This is a genomic window from Pseudomonas sp. FSL W5-0299 (assembly GCF_005930655.1).
Classification (GTDB): Bacteria; Pseudomonadota; Gammaproteobacteria; order Pseudomonadales; family Pseudomonadaceae; genus Aquipseudomonas; species Aquipseudomonas mandelii.
Map to the genome: position 1 here is coordinate 41,075 of NZ_RXHX01000014.1, position 17,711 is coordinate 58,785.

The window sequence follows — 17,711 nt, forward strand, 5'->3', positions numbered from 1 at the left end:
AACCGCGCCATACCCCGAATGGGTGTGTGGGCCGGTTTGTGGCGCTCGCGACGGCCGACATGGCAAAAAGCGGCAGTTTCGTTGACTGGTTTTGTCATAGATCCGGCGCCGGTCCCGCGCTTAGAGTGCCGTTCATAGCGATCACCCAGGGCACGTACATGAACGACCTGATCAAACAAGAACGAAACGAAGGTGTACTGACGCTCACCTTTGACCGCCCCGACAAGCTCAACGCGCTGAATAACCGCATGTACACGCAGCTGGCCGATCTGTTGCTGGCCGCTGATGAAGACGCTGAAATCGGCGTGATCATTGTCACCGGTGGCGACACCTGCTTTACCAGTGGCAACGACCTGGCGGATTTTCTCCAGCATCCGCCGACCGATCTGGATAGCCCGGCGTTTCGCCTGATGCGCGTGGTGATCCACCTGCAAAAACCGTTGATCGCGGCGGTCTGCGGAGCGGCCATCGGCATCGGCACCACCCTGCTGCTGCATTGCGATCAGGTGCTGGTCACGCGCAATGCCCGGTTGCGCATGCCGTTCGTGAACCTGGGCCTGTGCCCGGAGTTCGGCGCCAGCCTGCTGCTGCCGCGCCTGCTCGGTCATGCCCGGGCGGCGCGCTTGCTGCTGTGGGGCGACAGCCTGGACGGTGCCGCCGCCGTCGCGTGCGGATTGGCCAACGAACTGTTCGACGACGGGCCACAGTGCCTGGCGGCCGCCGAGCGCATGGCTCGTCGCCTGCTGGCGCTCCCCCAGGAATCCCTGCGTCAGACCCGGCAACTGCTCAAGCAGACGTCCATGCCGGAACTGCAAGCCACCATTCGCCAGGAGAACTTGCTGTTCATCAAGCGCCTGACCACCCCTGAAGCGCAGGCAGCGTTGAACGCACTGGTTAATCGCAGCACTGAAAAGAACCCATCTACAGGAAAGCCTTCATGAACACCCCAGACGTATTTGTTGTCAGCGCCGCACGCACCGCCATCGGCTCCTTTGGTGGCTCGCTCAAAGATGTCCCGCTGGCCGATCTGGCGACCACGGCCGTCAAGGCCGCCCTGGAGCGCTCCGGCGTGGACCCGGCGCAAATCGGCCATCTGGTGATGGGCAACGTGATCCCGACCGAGACCCGCGACGCGTACATTTCCCGGGTCGCCGCGATGAACGCCGGTATCCCCAAGGAAACCCCCGCCTACAACGTCAACCGCCTCTGCGGTTCCGGCCTGCAAGCCATCATCAGCGCGGCCCAGACCTTGCTGCTGGGCGACGCCGAGATTGCCATCGGCGCCGGTGCCGAGTCCATGAGCCGCGGCCCGTACCTGATGCCGTCCGCCCGTTGGGGCGCGCGCATGGGCAACGTCCAGGCCATCGACTACATGCTGGGCATCCTGCATGACCCGTTCCATGGCATCCATATGGGCATCACCGCCGAAAACATTGCCGAGCGCAACGGCATCACCCGCGACATGCAAGACGCTCTAGCCCTGGAAGATCAAAAACGCGCGGCGTTCGCCATCGCCAATGGCTACTTCAGTGAGCAGATCGCAGCGGTCGAAATCCGTGGCCGCAAGGAAACGACGCTGTTCAGCATCGACGAACACCCGCGTTCCACTTCCCTGGAACAACTCGCGCAGATGAAGCCGGCGTTCAAGAAGGACGGTTCAGTCACGGCCGGCAATGCCTCGGGCCTGAACGACGGCGCTGCGGCACTGGTCATGGCCACCGGCAGCGCGGTGCAGGTCAACAACCTGCGCCCGCTCGCTCGCCTGGTCAGCTATGCCCACGCCGGTGTTGAGCCAGAACTGATGGGCCTGGGCCCGATTCCCGCTACACGCCTGGCACTCAAACGCGCAGGCCTGACCGTGGCTGACCTGGACGTGATCGAAGCCAACATCGCCTTCGCCGCCCAGGCCTGTGCGGTCAGCCAGGAACTGGACCTAGACCCGGCCAAGGTCAACCCGAATGGCTCGGGTATTTCCCTCGGTCACCCAGTGGGCGCGACCGGCGCAATGATTGCCACCAAAGCCATTCACGAACTGCAGCGCATCAACGGGCGATATGCGTTGGTGACCATGTGCATTGGTGGTGGTCAGGGTATTGCGGCGATTTTTGAGCGAGTTTGAGTGTTAGCGCGATGTCCGGTGCAACGCCGGGCATCGCTGCTGCTTGATGATTTCCTTCGGCAACTGGTCGCAATCCATCAATCCCGCCCCTTCCCCACGCCCTGGATTAACTCCCAGAACACGTCGCCGTGCCGTGCGGCCAACATTCCCCAGGTCCGTATCGAGGAACTGGTGGGTTATCTACTTCAATCTCGGATTACTTGCCTTCGCTTTCGGTAATGAAGCCGATGATGCTGACACCACCGCGCATAATGTCTTCAGCAATGGCCTTGCGCGCCTTGGCCGGCTTTTTCTCGCGCAGGGCTTCGATCAGTACCAGATGCTCGTCGGCACCGATGTAGGTGTTATGCCCCTTGGTGTAAAACAGATTGAGGATCGGCCCCATGGAAACCCACAACCCTTCGATCTGGGCAGTCAGCATGTCCATTGCCGCCAACCGGTAGACCGTGAAGTGGAACTCACGGTTGAAATGCATTGCTTGCGGACCGTCGTTGGCTTGGTCGGCTTGTTGAAAACTGGCATGCAGTTCTTCCAGCCGAGTCAGGTCCTGCGGCGTAACGTTGCGCGTGGCGAGCTCAGCGGCCAGGCCTTCCAGTGCGATGCGGATCGTGCGCACCTCCAAATACCGGCTCATGGTCAGCTCCGGAACCATGGCAAAACGGCCCGAACGCAACTCGAGACCGCGCTCGCTGACCAGCCTCAGGCAGGCTTCGCGGACTGGGGTGACGCTGGTGCCAAGCTTGTCGGCCAGGTCTTGCATGACCAGCCGCTCGCCGGGCCGGAAGTTGCCGGCGATCAGTCCTTCGCGAATGGCGTAATAGGCGCGGGCGGACAGGTTGCCTTGTTCCAGCGGTTGAATCTGCACGGTCGAACTCCTGGATAATGCTTTTTATTGCGCAGCCTGTCGGGGTTGCGCCAAAAATCTGAAATACATTGTCTTATATCCTATAAGTAACACTCAACCTCGCTCTACAGCGGTTTGGGAATCATATGCAGAAAGAGCGGCACTGCGCGTGCCGCTCTCCGTTGCTCGGCCTAGCGAATCAGCGCCTTGAGGGTGTTTTCGATGACGTCGAGGCTTTCATCGAGAATCTTTGTGGTATGCGAGGTCGACAGGTACAGGCGCTTGAGGGGTAATGGCTGAAAAATCATCCGCTGCTCGATCAAACGCTTGCGAAACGCCAGGTCCAGCGCGTCATCGTTGCGCAACAAATCACGGTACTGGCTGTACGGCCCCTCGAAAAAGTACATCAGCCAGACCGACCCATATCCGGCACTTTGAGCGGGAATGCCCAGCCGCTGGATAATGCCGTCGAGCTGCCCGCGCAAATAGTCGCCCATGGCGAACAGGCGTTCGTAGACGCCTTCGCGAGAAAGCTCCTCGATGGTCGCCAGCACCGCCGCCAGCGTCGATGGCGTTCCATTGAACGTTCCGCCCATGAACACGCCCCGGTCGCCCGACTGCCCTACGCGCTCCAACAGATCCCGACGGCCGACGACCAAGCCCACGGGATAACCTGATGAAGCCGCCTTGCCGAAGGTTGCCAGATCCGGTGTCACGCCGACGATCGACTGATAGCCGCCCAGCGCATGACGAAAGCCGGTGATGACCTCATCGAAAATCAGAATCACGCCGTGCTCGACGGTCAATTGCCGAAGCGCCCGCAGAAATGCCGTCGATGCCGTCACCGAGCCCATGTTGTGGGCAATCGGTTCGACGATGATCGCCGCGACCTCCCCCGGATTGGACTTGAGGTAACGCTCCACCGCCTCGGCATCGTTATACGGAAGGATGATCGTGTACTGCGCGGCATCCAGCAGAATACCGTCAGACATCGGGTCGAAACTGTCCATGCGCTCACGGGATGTCTGGCCGTTCATCGCCACATAGTCGTGCCAGCCGTGATATCCGCCCTGGAATTTTATGATCCGTTTGGCGCCGGTGACGGCCCGCGCCAGGCGCAAGGCGTGATAAGTCGCTTCGGAGCCGCTGTTGCAAAACGCGACCTGCTCGGCGCAGGGAATGCACTCGACCAGCGCTTGCGCCGTCTCGACTTCCAGATCGGTAATGCCGGCGCCGATCAGGTCAAGGCGTTCGCTGACGTGTGCAACCTTTTGACGAATCGCCTGATTGCCGTGCCCGAGCACATGCGCGCCGAAACCACAGTGGAAATCGGTATGACGGTCGCCGTTGGCGTCGTACAGATACGGACCTTCTGCACGAACAAACGCATAAGGCTGACCGAGTTTGCGGCTCGGGCTCAGATGGCCGCCCGGCAACACCTGCCGAGCCCGTTCATGCAAGGACTGATTGGCGTCAAGCAACATGATCGACTCCTGGGGCAAGTGCCTCCCGGGCAACGGCTTCAATACCCACGGCATCCAGCCGGTAATGGCGATAGAGATGGGTCGGCGGGGCAATGAGGCTGTATTCATCTTCGATCCCGTGACGCCGCAAACGCGTCCCTTGACCCGTGTCGGCCAGCACTTCCGCCACAGCACCGCCCAGCCCTCCCAGCACGTTGTGTTCTTCGACGGTCATCAACAACCCGCTTTCGCCCGCCGCATGCAGCACCGCATCACGATCCAGCGGTTTGATGGTGTGCATATCGATCACCCCGACCGATAAACCACTGGCGCGCAAGGCCTGCGCGGCTTCCAGCGTCGGGTGAAGCATGCTGCCGGTGGCGATCAGGGTCAGGTCACTACCCCGCTCATGAACGATGGCTTTGCCAAACTCGAACACCACGTCATCGGGGTAAACGTTAGGTTCCTGGCCCCGACCAATACGGAAGTAAATCGGTTGCGAATGGTTGATCGAGGCACGTATCGCCGCCGCCAACTGTGGGCCATCGGCGGGTGCGACGACCGTCAGATCAGCGATGCTGCGGGTGATTGCCAGGTCTTCGGTGGCGTGATGCGAGGTGCCATAGAAACCGAGGCTGATTCCCGAATGGTGTCCGATCAGCCGCACCGGAAGTGCGCTGTAGGCCACATCCATGCGAATCTGCTCGCAGCAGAGCAAGGCCAGGAATGAAGCGAATGTCGCCACAAACGGCATGCTCCCGGTGGTGGCAATGCCCGCCGCCGCGGTGACCATGTTTTGCTCGGAGATACCGAACTGGATAAACAGTTCGGGGTGGCGCTGAGCGAAGCGACTCAAGCCGTTGGAGTACTGGAGGTCAGCGGTGCCGACGGCGATCTTGTGACCGGCGTCAACCAGGTCGATCAACGCATCAGACAAATAGTTCAGGCCGGGGGCGCGAGCGTTGATCTGCCGGTACTGCCAGGTATCGGCGCTGACGGGCGAGCTCATTGCACACCTCCTTTGGATTTGATTTCTTCGATAGCGAGCAATTCGTCTTCCTCGGCCAACCAGCCAAGATGCCAGCCGGGCTCGGTTTCCATGTACTCGACGCCTTTGCCCTTGACGGTCAAGGCGATCACGCAGACAGGCTTTTCGCGTTGCGTATCGGCTTTCAGCTGGCGCAACAGACGAGCCACGGCGGCGACGTCATGCCCGTCGACCTCATGCACGTCCCAGCCGAAAGCGCGCCATTTGTCGCCCAGCGGTTCAATTCCGATGATGTCGTCGACCTTGCCGTCGAGCTGGTAACCGTTTCGGTCGATGATCGCGATCAGGTTCGATGTTTTGTAATGCGCAGCCGCCATTGCCGCTTCCCAGACCTGGCCTTCATGCATTTCGCCGTCGCCAAGCAGCACATACACATCGAACGGATTGTTCTGCAGCCGTCCACCCAACGCCATGCCCAGTCCGCCGGACAATGCATGACCAATGGAACCGGAACTGAAATCGACCCCCGCGACCTTGCGCATATCCGGGTGATCACCTAACGGATTACCCAGGCGCGTATAGCCGTCGAGCAGCGCCTTGTCGAAAAAGCCCCAGTCCGCCAGTAACGGATACAGCCCAACTGCGGCATGTCCCTTGCCCATCAAGAAGCGATCACGACCTGGCCACTTGGGCTCGCCGTGGCGCAAGCGCATGGCGTCGTAATACAGCGCCGAGAAAATTTCAGCACAGGAAAACACCGAGGTGTAGTGCCCCACCTTGGCGATGGAAATCAGGCGCACGGTTTCCAGGCGTACAAACAGCGCGCGCTCTTTGAGGTGGGCGATGTGCCCGGGACTCAGGTCCTCGACCGGAACGGGAATGGGGGGTGGAGCGGCTATCGACATGGCTGCATTTCCTGAATGGTTGTTAGAAAGGCGACCGCTCTCACGGCCTCCTTCTTACAACTTATAAGATATATATTGCAACAACAAGCCGTTGGCGTTATTTTTTCCAACAGGCAGAAATGCCCCGGCCAGACTAGGCCGAATTTTGCGATCTTATAAGTTATATTGATTTCAGCTCTCGGAGATGCCACTCGTGCCGCACGAAAACACCCCCGCAGCCAGCGTTCTGGCCCAGGCAGATCAACGCTTTCACCTGCACTCGCAGACCAACCTGCGGCGCCATCAACAACAAGGCCCGATGGTCATCGAACGCGGAGATGGCATCCACGTCATCGACGAACACGGACAGCGATACATTGAAGGAATGTCCGGTCTCTGGTGTGCCAGTCTGGGGTTTTCCAATCGTCGACTGGCCGACGCCGCACAACGCCAGTTCGACGTGCTGCCCTACTACCACACCTTCAATCATCGGGTTCCAGCGGTGACGGCACGCTTAGCCGAACGCATCGCCACCCTCGCGCCACTACCGGATGCGAGAGTGTTTTTTGCCTGTTCGGGCTCGGAAGCGAACGACTCGATGATCAAAATGTCCTGGGCCTGGCACCGGGCGCGGGGCAATACGCACAAGCGGAAAATCATCGCCCACCAGAAAGGTTTTCATGGCTCCACGGTGATGGGGGCGACGCTGTCCGGGTTGCCAAACATGCACGCTGCATTCGGCTTGCCGCTGGACCAGGTGATTCATGTCGAGTGCCCCCATTACTACCGTAATGGCTTGCCCGGTGAGTCTGAGGCCGCCTTCTGCGAACGCTTGGTCGCCGACTTGCAGCGACGCATCGAGGCTGAAGGAGCAGACACCATCGCTGCCTTCATCAGCGAACCTGTCATGGGAGCCGGCGGCGTGATCGTCCCGCCATCCGGCTATTTTTCCGCGGTACAGGCACTGCTGGCCCGTTACGACATTCTGATGCTGGCCGACGAAATCATTTGTGGCTTTGGTCGTACCGGTCAGTGGTTCGGCCATCAGACGATGGGCTTTGCACCCGACATGATGGCTTGCGCCAAAAGCCTTTCGGCGGGCTATCAGCCAATTTCCTGCACCGTGGTCAGCGGCCCGGTCTACCGAGTGCTTGAAGAACAGAGCCAGCAACTGAACGGCTTCGGACATGGCTTCACCTACTCCGGGCACCCGGTGGCCGCCGCCGTCGCCCTTGAGACGCTATCCATCTACCAGGAGCTGGACATCCCTGCCCGCACCCGCCAGTTGGGTGAGGTTCTGCACGGCGAACTGGCGCCACTGTTCGACCACCCTCTGGTTGGCGAAATCCGCGGCATCGGGCTGGTTGCGGGTCTGGAACTGGTGGCTGACAAGTCATCGCGACGCTCGTTTTCGGCGCAGGTGGCGATCGGCGCGCAGGTCGAACTGGCGGCACGCAAGCACGGCCTGATCGTGCGCAACATGGGCGATTCAATCGCCCTGGCGCCACCTTTCATTATTGAACCGACACAGCTGCGCGAACTGGTCAGCCGCCTGACGGACGCGCTGAACGACGTCAATCACGCCACGGGACACTGCTCATGAATAGCCTCGCCCATTCCCTCGACTCATCCGGTGCGTTGATCGACCTCAACCATGTGCAAAAGAGTTATGACGGCAAGACGCTGATCATCAAGGACCTGAATCTCTCCATCGCGCAAGGAGAATTCCTGACGCTGCTCGGTGCGTCCGGATCGGGCAAGACCACCACGCTGATGATGCTTGCCGGCTTCGAAACCCCGACCCGCGGCGAAATCCGCATGATGGGCAAACCGATCCAGAACGTCCCGGCACACCGACGCGGCATGGGCATGGTATTCCAGAACTACGCGCTGTTTCCGCACATGACCGTGGCCGAGAACCTGGCTTATCCATTGAAAATGCGCGGACTCAATCGCATCGAGGTGCAGAGCAAGGTCAAGCGTGCGATCGAGATGGTCCAGTTGCATGACATGCAGCAACGGCGCCCCACGGAGTTGTCCGGCGGCCAGCAGCAACGCGTCGCCCTTGCCCGCGCCATGGTATTCGAGCCACAGGTCATCCTGATGGACGAACCGCTCGGCGCTCTCGACAAGAACCTGCGCGAGCACATGCAGTACGAAATCAAACAGTTGCATCGAAGACTCGGCGTCACGGTGGTGTACGTGACCCACGATCAGGGCGAAGCCTTGACCATGTCCGACCGGGTAGCCGTGTTTCATCAAGGTGATATTGCCCAGATCGGCGATCCGGTTTCGCTGTACGAGCATCCTGAAAACGCTTACGTGGCCACGTTTATCGGTGAAAACAATGTATTGCGCGGGAGTCTCGTTGCACGCCATGGGCATGAGGTCGAGGTCGCACTTGACGCTGGTTTCGAGGCCCGTGGCATGGGCGTGACGGTGCCAATCGGCGCCTCGAAAAAAGTCGAGCTGCTGATCCGTCCGGAGAACATCCGACTGTCCCCGATCAATCAGAACAGCTATCAGGCAACTCTGGCCGACCGTGTCTACCTGGGCGATCACCTGCGCATTCACTTGAAACTGGACAACGACGACACGCTGATTGTGAAAACCGCCAACGATGAGGCCATCAAGGGCTTGAACAACGGTCAGCGCATCGGTTTTAGCTGGCGCCCCGAAGACGCGCGGGTTTTCGCGCAGGGTTGAGCACCGCTCCGCGCCTGACCCAAAACCCTTGTCACCACCGAAACACACCACACCCACAACAATAAGAAGGTCATCACTATGCACAGTTTCGATCACTCGACCTGAGCCGCTTTCCTGCCGGTACACCCGCTAATCCCTATTTGCTTTTCCTTCAGCAGGAGAGTTGCACCATGCACTCACATTCAACACGCTTGGCCCTTGTACTCACGCTAGCACTGACCGGCCCCCTCGCCCAGGCCCGCGACCTGACGGTGGTCGGTTTCGGTGGCGCCACGCAGGAGGCTTTCGACAAGGCCTGGTTCAAACCGTTTGCCGCGCAAAGCGCCAAACCGGTGGTTCAAGACAGCTACGGCGGCGGCCTGGCGAAACAGAAAGCGATGGTCGAGTCAGGTAATCCCACGTGGGACCTGGTGCAGATGGACCAGAACGAAATGGAATTGGCCTGCGAACAGGGCCTGCTCGAAGACCTGGATCACAAACAATTGAAGAATGCGCCCGAGGTTAATCCCGAGGCCTTTTCGGAGTGCGGTGTGGGGGCGTTTGTTTGGTCCGAAGTGATGACCTACGACCCGAAAAAATTTGGCGCCGACGGCCCGAAAAGCTGGGCTGATTTCTGGAACGTCCAGAAATGGCCAGGCAAACGCGGCTTGCGCAAACAGGCACGCATGACCCTGGAAATTGCCTTGATGGCCGACGGTGTCGCACCGGCCGACGTCTATAAATTGCTGGCGACCCCGGCGGGACAGAACCGTGCATTTGCCAAACTGGACCAAATCAAACCCTACATCCAATGGTGGGAAACCGGCGCTCAGCCGCTGGAATGGCTGGCCGCCGGTAACATCGCCGTGAGTGCCGCCTACAACGGCCGGATCGCCATCGCCAATCAACAGGGAAACCATTTTCCACTGATCTGGCAGCAACAGCTGTACAGCATGGACTACTGGACCATCATCAAGAACACCCCGAACAAAACCGCCAGTTATCAACTCCTCGACTACATTCTCGGTGCCAAGGCCCAAAGCGATTTCGCCCACGCGATTCCTTACGGCATTGTCAACAGCAAGGCCATAGCGGCCATGGATGAGAAGACGGCCAGCGCGTTGCCCAACGCCCCGGCCAACATGAAAGATGCCCTGCTGCTCGATACACCGTTCTGGGTCAACTACGAGGAAGACCTGATGAACCGGTTTACCCGCTGGGTCGCACAGTAAACAGGCCTCAAGACCGCGCCGCCGATGACGGAGGCGCGGTTCGAGTATGGTTTTATCAAGGTGGGTTTCACTATGTCCGTTTCCTCAATAGATGCACCGGCTTGCGTCGACACGCTGGCCGTCGCCCATTATCAATCCAGTCGCCGCAAGCGCTGGGTTTCGATGCTGCTGCTCTTGCCGCTGCTGGCTTACACCTGTGTTTTCTTCGCTCTGCCGATCGGCATGATGTTCTACCGGGCCGTCAGCAATCCCGAACTGCTACAAGCGTTCCCCACGGCCATCAGGACGATGGTCGACGAGCCGGCGAAGGATTCAACGGCGCTGCCAACTGACCGGGTGTTCGATGCGCTCGAGCAAGACTTTATCAACGCCCCGAGCAATGCAGTCATTGGTGAGGCGGCACGACGCCTCAACTACGAGAACAGTGGTTATCGCTTCCTGGTCATGAACACCGCACGGACCTACAGAACGCCGCTGGCGAACCCGGAAAGCCAGAGCGCCCGAGAGCGTTTGGCCGCCATCGATGAACGCTGGATTTCACCACTGGTGTGGGAGGACTTTCGCCGCGCGTCCCCGGCCTATACGCCGTATTACCTGCTGGCCGCCCTGGACTTGAAGCAAACGGATCAAGGTGTCGCGCCGGTCGAAGAAAGCCAGCGGGTGTACCTGGACTTGACCTTCAAGACCCTGAAAATCGCCCTGATAGTCTCGCTGTTGTGTCTGTTGCTGGGCTTTCCGTTTGCCGCGTTGATGGTCAAGGCTTCACCGGCCCTGCAAGTCTTGCTGTTTCTGGCGGTCATGCTGCCGTTCTGGACCTCGTTGCTGGCACGAACCACGGCCTGGATCGTGGTACTGCAGGACAAAGGCATCGTCAACACGTTACTGCTGCGCTTCGGCCTGATCGATCACCCGCTGCCGATGATTTTCAACCTGTCGGGTGTGTACATCGTGATGGTGCACATCCTGCTGCCGTTCAGCGTGCTGCCGCTGTACAACGTGATGAAAAATATCCCGCCCCATTTCATGCGCGCCTCAGCCTCACTCGGCGCTCATCCCATACGCGGGTTCATGCAGGTCTACTTGCCCCTGACCTTGACGGGGATCGGTTCCGGCACCCTGCTCACGTTCATCGTCGCGGCGGGTTACTACGTGACGCCGACCCTGGTGGGCAGTGCCCGCGAACAGATGCTTGGCTATTTCATTGCGTTCTATACCAACACCACCGTCAATTGGGGCATGGCCTCGGCACTCGGGCTGGTGCTGATTTCCTGTGTCATGGTCATTTACCTGCTGGCCGCGCGCCTGGTGGGTATTCGCCAGATTGCCGGCCTGCGCTGAAGGAGCTCCCATGAACCATTTCATACAGGCTTACCTCGCCCGCAAGGCTCATGTGTTGTTCGGTCTATTGATGAGCATTTTCATGATCGCACCACTGTTGGCGGTGGTACCGATTTCATTCAGCAGTGGCACGTTCCTCTCCTACCCGCTCCCGGGACTCTCCCTGCAATGGTATGAACGGGTATTCACCAGCGGTCCCTGGATGCAAGCGCTGAGCAACAGCCTGTGGGTCGGCATCGCCTCGACACTGCTGGCGACATTGCTCGGAACGCTGGCCGCGCTGGCCTTTGCACGCCGCAACCTGCCAGCCGCCAGCGGAATGCTCGGCCTGCTGATTTCACCGATGATTTTCCCACCTGTGATCTCCGGGCTGGGCATGTATTTTCTCTTCGGCAAACTGGGCCTGACAGGTACTTTGTTCGGTCTGATTCTGGCCCACACCGTCCTGGCCACGCCTTTCGTCCTGATCAGTGTTGCCGCCAGCCTGCAGGGTTTCGACATGACCTTGCTCAAGGCCGCCGCCATGTCCGGCGCCTCACCTGTGCGGGCCTTCGCGGGTATTGCTTTGCCAATCATCGCACCTGGTGTGATATCGGGCGCACTCTTCGCCTTCATGACATCGTTCGATGAAATCGTCGTGGTGCTGTTCATCGGCGGCCCCAGCCAACGGACCTTGCCCCGGCAAATGTTCGATGGCATACGCGACACCATCGACCCCTCGATTCTCGCCATGTCGACATTGTTGCTACTGGTGGGCATTGTCGGGCTGATGACCACTACCTGGCTGACCTTGCGAGCACAACGCAACGCCCGCCAACTCAAGGAGCAATAACCTATGAGCATGTACATCGTGACCGGCGGCACCCAGGGCATCGGTGCCGTCACCGTAGAGCAGTTAATCGGCCAGGGCATGTCAGTGGTGTTCACTGGACGTGACGTCGATGCGGGAGAGCAGCTGTCCCAGCGCCTGCCGGGCAGCACGTTCGTGGCGGGCGACGTGCGGCAAGAGGCCGACTGTCAACGCGTCGTCTACCGCGCACTGGAACTGGGTAACGGCTCCTTGCAAGGTCTGGTCAACAACGCCGGCATGGCCGGGCGCAAGGCGCTCACACAGACCTCACAACTGGAATGGGACACGATGTTCGAGGTCAACACCCGCTCGGCATTTTTCTTCATCAAGCACGCCTTGCCCGGCTTGCAGGCGGGTCATGGAGCGGTGGTGAATGTGTCGTCGATCGCCGGCAAGACCGGCGAAGAGGGACTGGCCACTTACTGCGCCAGCAAGGCGGCCTTGATTGGCATGACGCAGGCGCTGGCCCTGGAATATGGCGCAAGCGTACGGTTCAACGCGGTGTGCCCCGGTCAGATCGCCACGCGCATGATGGACGCGATCATGAAGGACGCACCTCGTCTGGCTGCCCTGACCGCAAGGATTCCCATAGGCCGCCTGGCCGCGCCCGAAGAAGTGGCCCAGGCGATTTGCTGGTTGCTGTCGCCAGCGTCCAGCTACGTCAACGGTACGGTGTTGACGGTGGACGGTGGTGAAACGGCAGGGCTGAGAACCCCTCCGAGTCACGCACCGCAAGTTTCCCGCTAACAATCAAATGGGGAAGCGAGCGTGCTCGCTCCCACAGGGAAGGCGGAGCCTAGATGTTTTTCTCGTCGATCCCAGCTTGTAACGATTGGCTGTCGTAATGACCGCCCAGGGTGACCGGACCGAGTTTGATGCTGTGCTCACCCGGGGTTGTAACGACCGGTTTACCGGCTTCACCCGCTGCCTTTTCAGGCAAATCCAGACCGGCGTTAACCCCGTAATCACGGTTGCTCACGGTGGCAGTGGTGACTTTGGAACCACCGAGACCCACGCGGCCGTCAGTCGATGCAATCCGTGCACCGCTCAGTTGCGTGGCGCCGCCCACCTTCAGATTCACACCCTGGCTGCCACTGATACCGGAAGCCTGGCCGACGCTGTCCTTATGCGCGTAACCGCCATCAAGTTTCAGTGTCGGCTTGTAGTCAGTCCCGCCCGGTTTGGTGTTCTCGGCCACTTTGTCCTTGTCGGCTGGTGCAGCCTTCTTGCCTGTCAGGCCGAGGTCAACATCAACCTTGGCGCTAGTCTGGCTGTCCTGGCGACTTTCCACGCTCAGGTCACCGCCGACCTTGCCGCTGACGGTCGTCGCATCAATCCGCGCACCCGCCAGACGAGTATCACCCACGCTGTTCAACACCACGTTGTCAGCCTTGATCTGGCTGTTCTGCTGGGTCGTGCCTTGCAGGTAATCCACGCCGACCTTGGCCCCGGCATTGAAGCCGTGATCACTTGTGGCGACGTGCTTTTCATCCGCGACGACCGGTGTGCTGTTGCTCAGGTTGCCACCGGCATTCAGTGCCACATTCCAGTTTGTGCGGTTCTGTGTGGACTCGGCCGACGCCTGGAGGATGCCGCCGCTCTGCGCATCGAGGCTGACGCTCGGGGCACTGACCTGGGTGCCTTGCAGGTGGATCGCGTCACCACCGAGGGCGATGTTGCCCTGGCTGTTGAGCTGTCCACCGGTCAAAGTCCGGGTCGTTTCGTTGACCCGACCGATGTTGAAATTGCCGCTCACGTTGCCGCCCTGGTCAGCACTTATCTCCGTGCTGGTTTTGCTGCCGCCCACCTTGAGGCCGCCGCCGAGGTTGCTGCCGGTCGCGGTGTGGGTGTCGGTTGCCGCTTGCAGATCGAGTTGGCCGCCAGCTTTCAAGTCAATGCCGCCCCGCGTGTCGACCTTCGTCCCTTGCAGGATCTGATCGCCACCGCTGCTCAACAGCACCGGACCTTTACCCTGAATACTCGACACCTGCGCCTGGCTGTCTCGGGTTTGTTTGCCGGTGTGATCGAGCTGGAAACCCGCACCCAGATCGACATTGGTGCCGTTGGTGCCCGGCGCAGTGCCGACGTTCAACGAGCCGTTGCCGCGTAGGCTGGAGGTGTCGTTGCTCTGGCGGTCAGTGGCCTGATTCAGCGCCAGGTCACCGCCGGTCTTGATCGAGACACCGCCCTGCCCGCCATCGAAATGGCTGCCTTCGAACTGGCCATCGCCACGCAGGTTGATGGTCACCCCTTTGCTGCCGGCATAGCTGCCGACTACAGCGGTGGACGTGTCCTTGCGCGTCTGGCTGCTGCCGCCCGCACCGCTGCCGGCGACGTTCACGTCCTCACCGGTCTTGGTGTAGACCCGCACGTCAGCCTTGGCGTCCAGCGCCTGATCGGTGCTGCGGCGGGTGTTATTCGCGGCGGTCGCCACCAAGGTCTCTGCGTTGATGTTGACCTTGCCCGTGCTCGCTTGGTACTGAGTGCCCTGGTCCTGCAACGTCCCGACCACGTTCATCTCCACGGTGCCGCCCTTGAACTGGCTGACCACGGCGGTGCTGGTTTGCTCGGTATGGCTGGCGTTCTGATGACCGATCGCAACGTCGATGCCGACGTTGGGTTGACCGAGGTTGGCCAGCGCATCCTTGTCCGGCACCTTGCCGGCCAGCACATCCTTGACCGCTCCGGCGATCGGCCGGGCGATGTCCTTGTACTCGACGTTGGCGCCGATGTCCGCTGACCAGTTGCTGTCTTTGTGGGTGCTGCTGTCGGTGTTGTGCGCAGCGCGATTGTCCACCTCGACGGCAGCGACATTCAGGCCTTTGCCGGCATCCAGACGCGCGCCTTCGGTGGTCAGTTTGCCGGTGTTGATGTTCAGGTTGCCGCTGCTCTGCACGCCGCTGGTTTGCGCGGTGGTTGTGCCAGTGGTGTCTTGCGAGGAGGTGTGCGCGAAATCGATGCCACTGCCGGCGCGGTCGAGGCCGCCGGTGTAGTAGAAGCCGCCGCTGGTGCCGGTTTTATCGGTCGAGGTGCTGTGGCTGTTCTGCTCGGCCAGCAGCGAGACGTTCTTGCCGGTCAGTGTCGCGTCGCCGTGTGTGGCGTTGACCTCGGCGCCTTTGAGCGTCAGGTCGCCGCCAGCCGCCAGTTGCACAGTGCCGCCGCTGAGGCTTGAGCCCTGCTGCTTGATGTCGTTGCCGGTCACGGTTTTCTGCTTGTCTTCGTAATGCACACCGGCACGATACTGCCCGGCGTCCGGGCTGTTTTCCCTGGCGTAGGCATCGAAGCCACGCGTCTCGGTGGTTGTGCTGCTGTCGCGAGTGTCTTGCGCGGAATGCACCTTCACATCCCCCGCCGCGTCAGCACTCAGGTTGCCGCCAGCCTTGACCGTGGAACCGGCCACCTCAATGTCCTTGGCGCTCTTGAGCCTAAGGTTGCTGTCCGAGGTCAGCTCGCTGCGCACCGTGCTGCTGTCCTTGGCGTTCTGCCGGGTTTCGTCCTTGGTGATGCCGAAGAACTTGCTGTCTTTGTCGTGGCTATTGGTGTGAGAAGTGTCCTGTACGCCATCGATCACCAGCGAACCCTTGTCGCTGATGACGCTCGATTCGGTGCCGCCGCGTACCTGGCTGCCGCTGATCCGCACGTCGTCCGCCTTGACGATCAACTTGCCGGCCGCGTTGATTTTGCTGCCCTGGTTCTGGGTCTTGCCCTGATCGGCGTCGCCGGTCTTGCCAAAGAAACCGCCGCCCACCAGATCGCCCGAGTAACGGTTGTCGCTGGTGCGCTGAGTGCGGCTCGCACTGGTGATTTCCACCTGTTTTCCCGCGAGGTGGATGTCAGCGGCGCTGCTCAACTCAGCCCCTTCGGAACGCAATAACGCGGCGGTCTGCAGGGCGATGTTGCCGCCCTCCAAGTGGCTGGTGATGCTGCGCTGCTCTTCGCTGCTGGTGTTCCAATCGGCTTTCCACAAGTGTTTGCGGTGGTTGCCCTGATCGGTCTGGGTGTGGCTTTCGGTGGCGGCGCTCAGGCGTAAATCGCCGCCGCTTTGCACACTCAGATTGTTCGCCGCTTTGACCTTGGCCGCTTTCAGCTCGGTGTCGCCAGCGGACGACAAGTGCGCGTCGCGGCTGGCGAGAATCTGGCTGCCGTGCTGGCGTGAATCGCTGTCGGTCTGCGTGCGATCGTAGGTTTCCCAGGTGATGCCGATGGTGCTGTTGTTCCAGTTTTCGCGCGTCTCCTGGAGACGGCGGCTTTCGACGGTGCTCAAGGTCAAGTTGCGTCCGGCGTCGAGTTTGACGTCGCGACCGCTGACGTCGGCGGCGGCCAGGGTCAGGTCCTTGCCGCTGTGCAAGCGGACGTCACCCTGGCTGCTGCGAACGCCTGCCCGGATTACCTCAAGGCTGTCGGGGACGGCTTGGCCGCTGATGCTCAAATCCCCTGCAGAGCGAATCTGCACACCCTCGCGACCCGCGACCTGCACCGGCCCGACCCGCACGCCGGCGCCTTCAGCGGTGCTGACGATGTTGATGCGACCCGCTTGCATGGCGCCAAACAGGCTGGCGTCGATGCGGTGGTCGGTGGTGTTGCCGGCCGGGTCCACGGTTTTCACCTGGCCCGAGGCGTAATCCACTTGATTGCGGCCGACGGTGAGGTTCAGCTGATGCCGAGCGTTGAGGCTGCCCTGGCTGTCGATGCGCGGGGCGATCAGGTTGATCGAGCCCTCATGGTTTTGCAGGCCCGCGCCCTGAATCTGCAACGTCCCGGAGGCCTCACGGGTGCTCAGGGCTTGCAGCTTGCCGTCGTTCAATTCGGGATGGCCGACCACCAGATTGGCGTTCGGTGTGTTGATGAAACTGCCGCCGTTCACCGAGATGCCGTTGGGGTTGGCCAACACATAATCGGCGGCGCGGCCGAAGATTTCCTGGGCACCGTTGATGGCCGAGGCGTTGCGGCTGACCACTTCGTTGAGGATCACGCTCGCGGCCTGGCCCTGGAGCTGCGGGTTGGCGGCCAGTTGCCCGGCGAGTTGGGATTGCCCGGCCTGCAAGGCGTTGTTCAACACCAGGCCCTGGCGATCAACGTTGTAATCGAGGAACTGGTTATGCGACAGGCCCGAGCCGTTGGGTGCAACGATATTGACGATCGGCACGCCGCCCTGGGTTTGCAGTTGTGCGGTGCCGCCGGGGCCCGGTGCGACCACCACGCCACCCGCGAGGGCGTTTGGCAGATGGGCAATCAGGAACAGGCTGGCAATCGCCCAGCGCAGTTTTCCCCGAGGGGAAAGATGGAACGCAAATGTTTGTTCAGGCAT

At 60.8% G+C, this 17,711-nt stretch carries 13 protein-coding genes; 8 read left to right on the forward strand and 5 right to left on the reverse strand.

What is annotated here, in order from left to right; genetic code table 11:
• Window positions 1–158 precede the first annotated feature (158 nt).
• Together FHL16_RS18185 and FHL16_RS18190 are read left to right on the forward strand one after the other, a co-directional pair.
• Window positions 159–941: an enoyl-CoA hydratase gene (locus tag FHL16_RS18185; RefSeq protein ID WP_010458500.1), complete on the forward strand. Its 783-nt coding sequence runs from the start codon at window positions 159–161 to the stop codon at window positions 939–941.
• Window positions 938–2,119 (forward strand): acetyl-CoA C-acyltransferase family protein, encoded by a 1,182-nt coding sequence (locus FHL16_RS18190; protein WP_077748879.1) that lies wholly within the window; start codon window positions 938–940, stop codon window positions 2,117–2,119. The genes FHL16_RS18185 and FHL16_RS18190 overlap by 4 nt, the downstream gene beginning before the upstream one ends.
• Before the next feature lie 196 nt (window positions 2,120–2,315).
• Here the strand turns inward: FHL16_RS18190 and FHL16_RS18195 are convergent, their stop codons facing one another.
• The 4 genes from FHL16_RS18195 to FHL16_RS18210 all read right to left on the reverse strand — a co-directional run bounded on the left by FHL16_RS18195 (window position 2,316) and on the right by FHL16_RS18210 (window position 6,319).
• Window positions 2,316–2,984, reverse strand: coding sequence for a GntR family transcriptional regulator (locus FHL16_RS18195; RefSeq protein WP_010458497.1), 669 nt, complete (start codon window positions 2,982–2,984; stop codon window positions 2,316–2,318).
• 170 nt (window positions 2,985–3,154) lie between these two features.
• Complete coding sequence (locus tag FHL16_RS18200) at window positions 3,155–4,447, reverse strand: aspartate aminotransferase family protein (protein WP_077748880.1); 1,293 nt, start codon at window positions 4,445–4,447, stop codon at window positions 3,155–3,157.
• Window positions 4,437–5,435, reverse strand: coding sequence for a transketolase family protein (locus FHL16_RS18205; RefSeq protein ID WP_010458493.1), 999 nt, complete (start codon window positions 5,433–5,435; stop codon window positions 4,437–4,439). Before FHL16_RS18205 ends, FHL16_RS18200 begins: the two co-directional genes overlap by 11 nt.
• Window positions 5,432–6,319: a transketolase gene (locus tag FHL16_RS18210; RefSeq protein WP_010458491.1), complete on the reverse strand. Its 888-nt coding sequence runs from the start codon at window positions 6,317–6,319 to the stop codon at window positions 5,432–5,434. The genes FHL16_RS18205 and FHL16_RS18210 overlap by 4 nt, the downstream gene beginning before the upstream one ends.
• Window positions 6,320–6,503: 184 nt before the next feature.
• Here FHL16_RS18210 and FHL16_RS18215 point away from each other — a divergent pair, with 184 nt between their 5' ends.
• The 6 genes from FHL16_RS18215 to FHL16_RS18240 all read left to right on the forward strand — a co-directional run bounded on the left by FHL16_RS18215 (window position 6,504) and on the right by FHL16_RS18240 (window position 13,150).
• Entirely contained in the window at window positions 6,504–7,901 is a 1,398-nt protein-coding gene (locus FHL16_RS18215) for an aminotransferase (protein ID WP_186353614.1), read from the forward strand.
• Window positions 7,898–9,004: an ABC transporter ATP-binding protein gene (locus FHL16_RS18220; protein WP_077748881.1), complete on the forward strand. Its 1,107-nt coding sequence runs from the start codon at window positions 7,898–7,900 to the stop codon at window positions 9,002–9,004. Before FHL16_RS18215 ends, FHL16_RS18220 begins: the two co-directional genes overlap by 4 nt.
• Window positions 9,005–9,174: 170 nt before the next feature.
• On the forward strand, window positions 9,175–10,215 hold the full coding sequence (locus FHL16_RS18225) for an ABC transporter substrate-binding protein (protein ID WP_010458487.1): 1,041 nt from the start codon (window positions 9,175–9,177) through the stop codon (window positions 10,213–10,215).
• 72 nt (window positions 10,216–10,287) lie between these two features.
• Window positions 10,288–11,553 carry an ABC transporter permease gene (locus FHL16_RS18230; protein ID WP_077748927.1) on the forward strand — a complete coding sequence of 422 codons (1,266 nt, stop codon included), beginning with the start codon at window positions 10,288–10,290 and terminating at the stop codon, window positions 11,551–11,553.
• 10 nt (window positions 11,554–11,563) lie between these two features.
• Complete coding sequence (locus FHL16_RS18235) at window positions 11,564–12,385, forward strand: ABC transporter permease (protein WP_010458485.1); 822 nt, start codon at window positions 11,564–11,566, stop codon at window positions 12,383–12,385.
• Between the two features lie 3 nt (window positions 12,386–12,388).
• Window positions 12,389–13,150: an SDR family NAD(P)-dependent oxidoreductase gene (locus tag FHL16_RS18240; RefSeq protein ID WP_077748882.1), complete on the forward strand. Its 762-nt coding sequence runs from the start codon at window positions 12,389–12,391 to the stop codon at window positions 13,148–13,150.
• Window positions 13,151–13,199: 49 nt separating this feature from the next.
• Here the strand turns inward: FHL16_RS18240 and FHL16_RS18245 are convergent, their stop codons facing one another.
• The gene (locus FHL16_RS18245) at window positions 13,200–17,711 is read right to left on the reverse strand and encodes a hemagglutinin repeat-containing protein (protein WP_077748883.1); all 4,512 of its coding nucleotides are present in this window, start codon (window positions 17,709–17,711) and stop codon (window positions 13,200–13,202) included.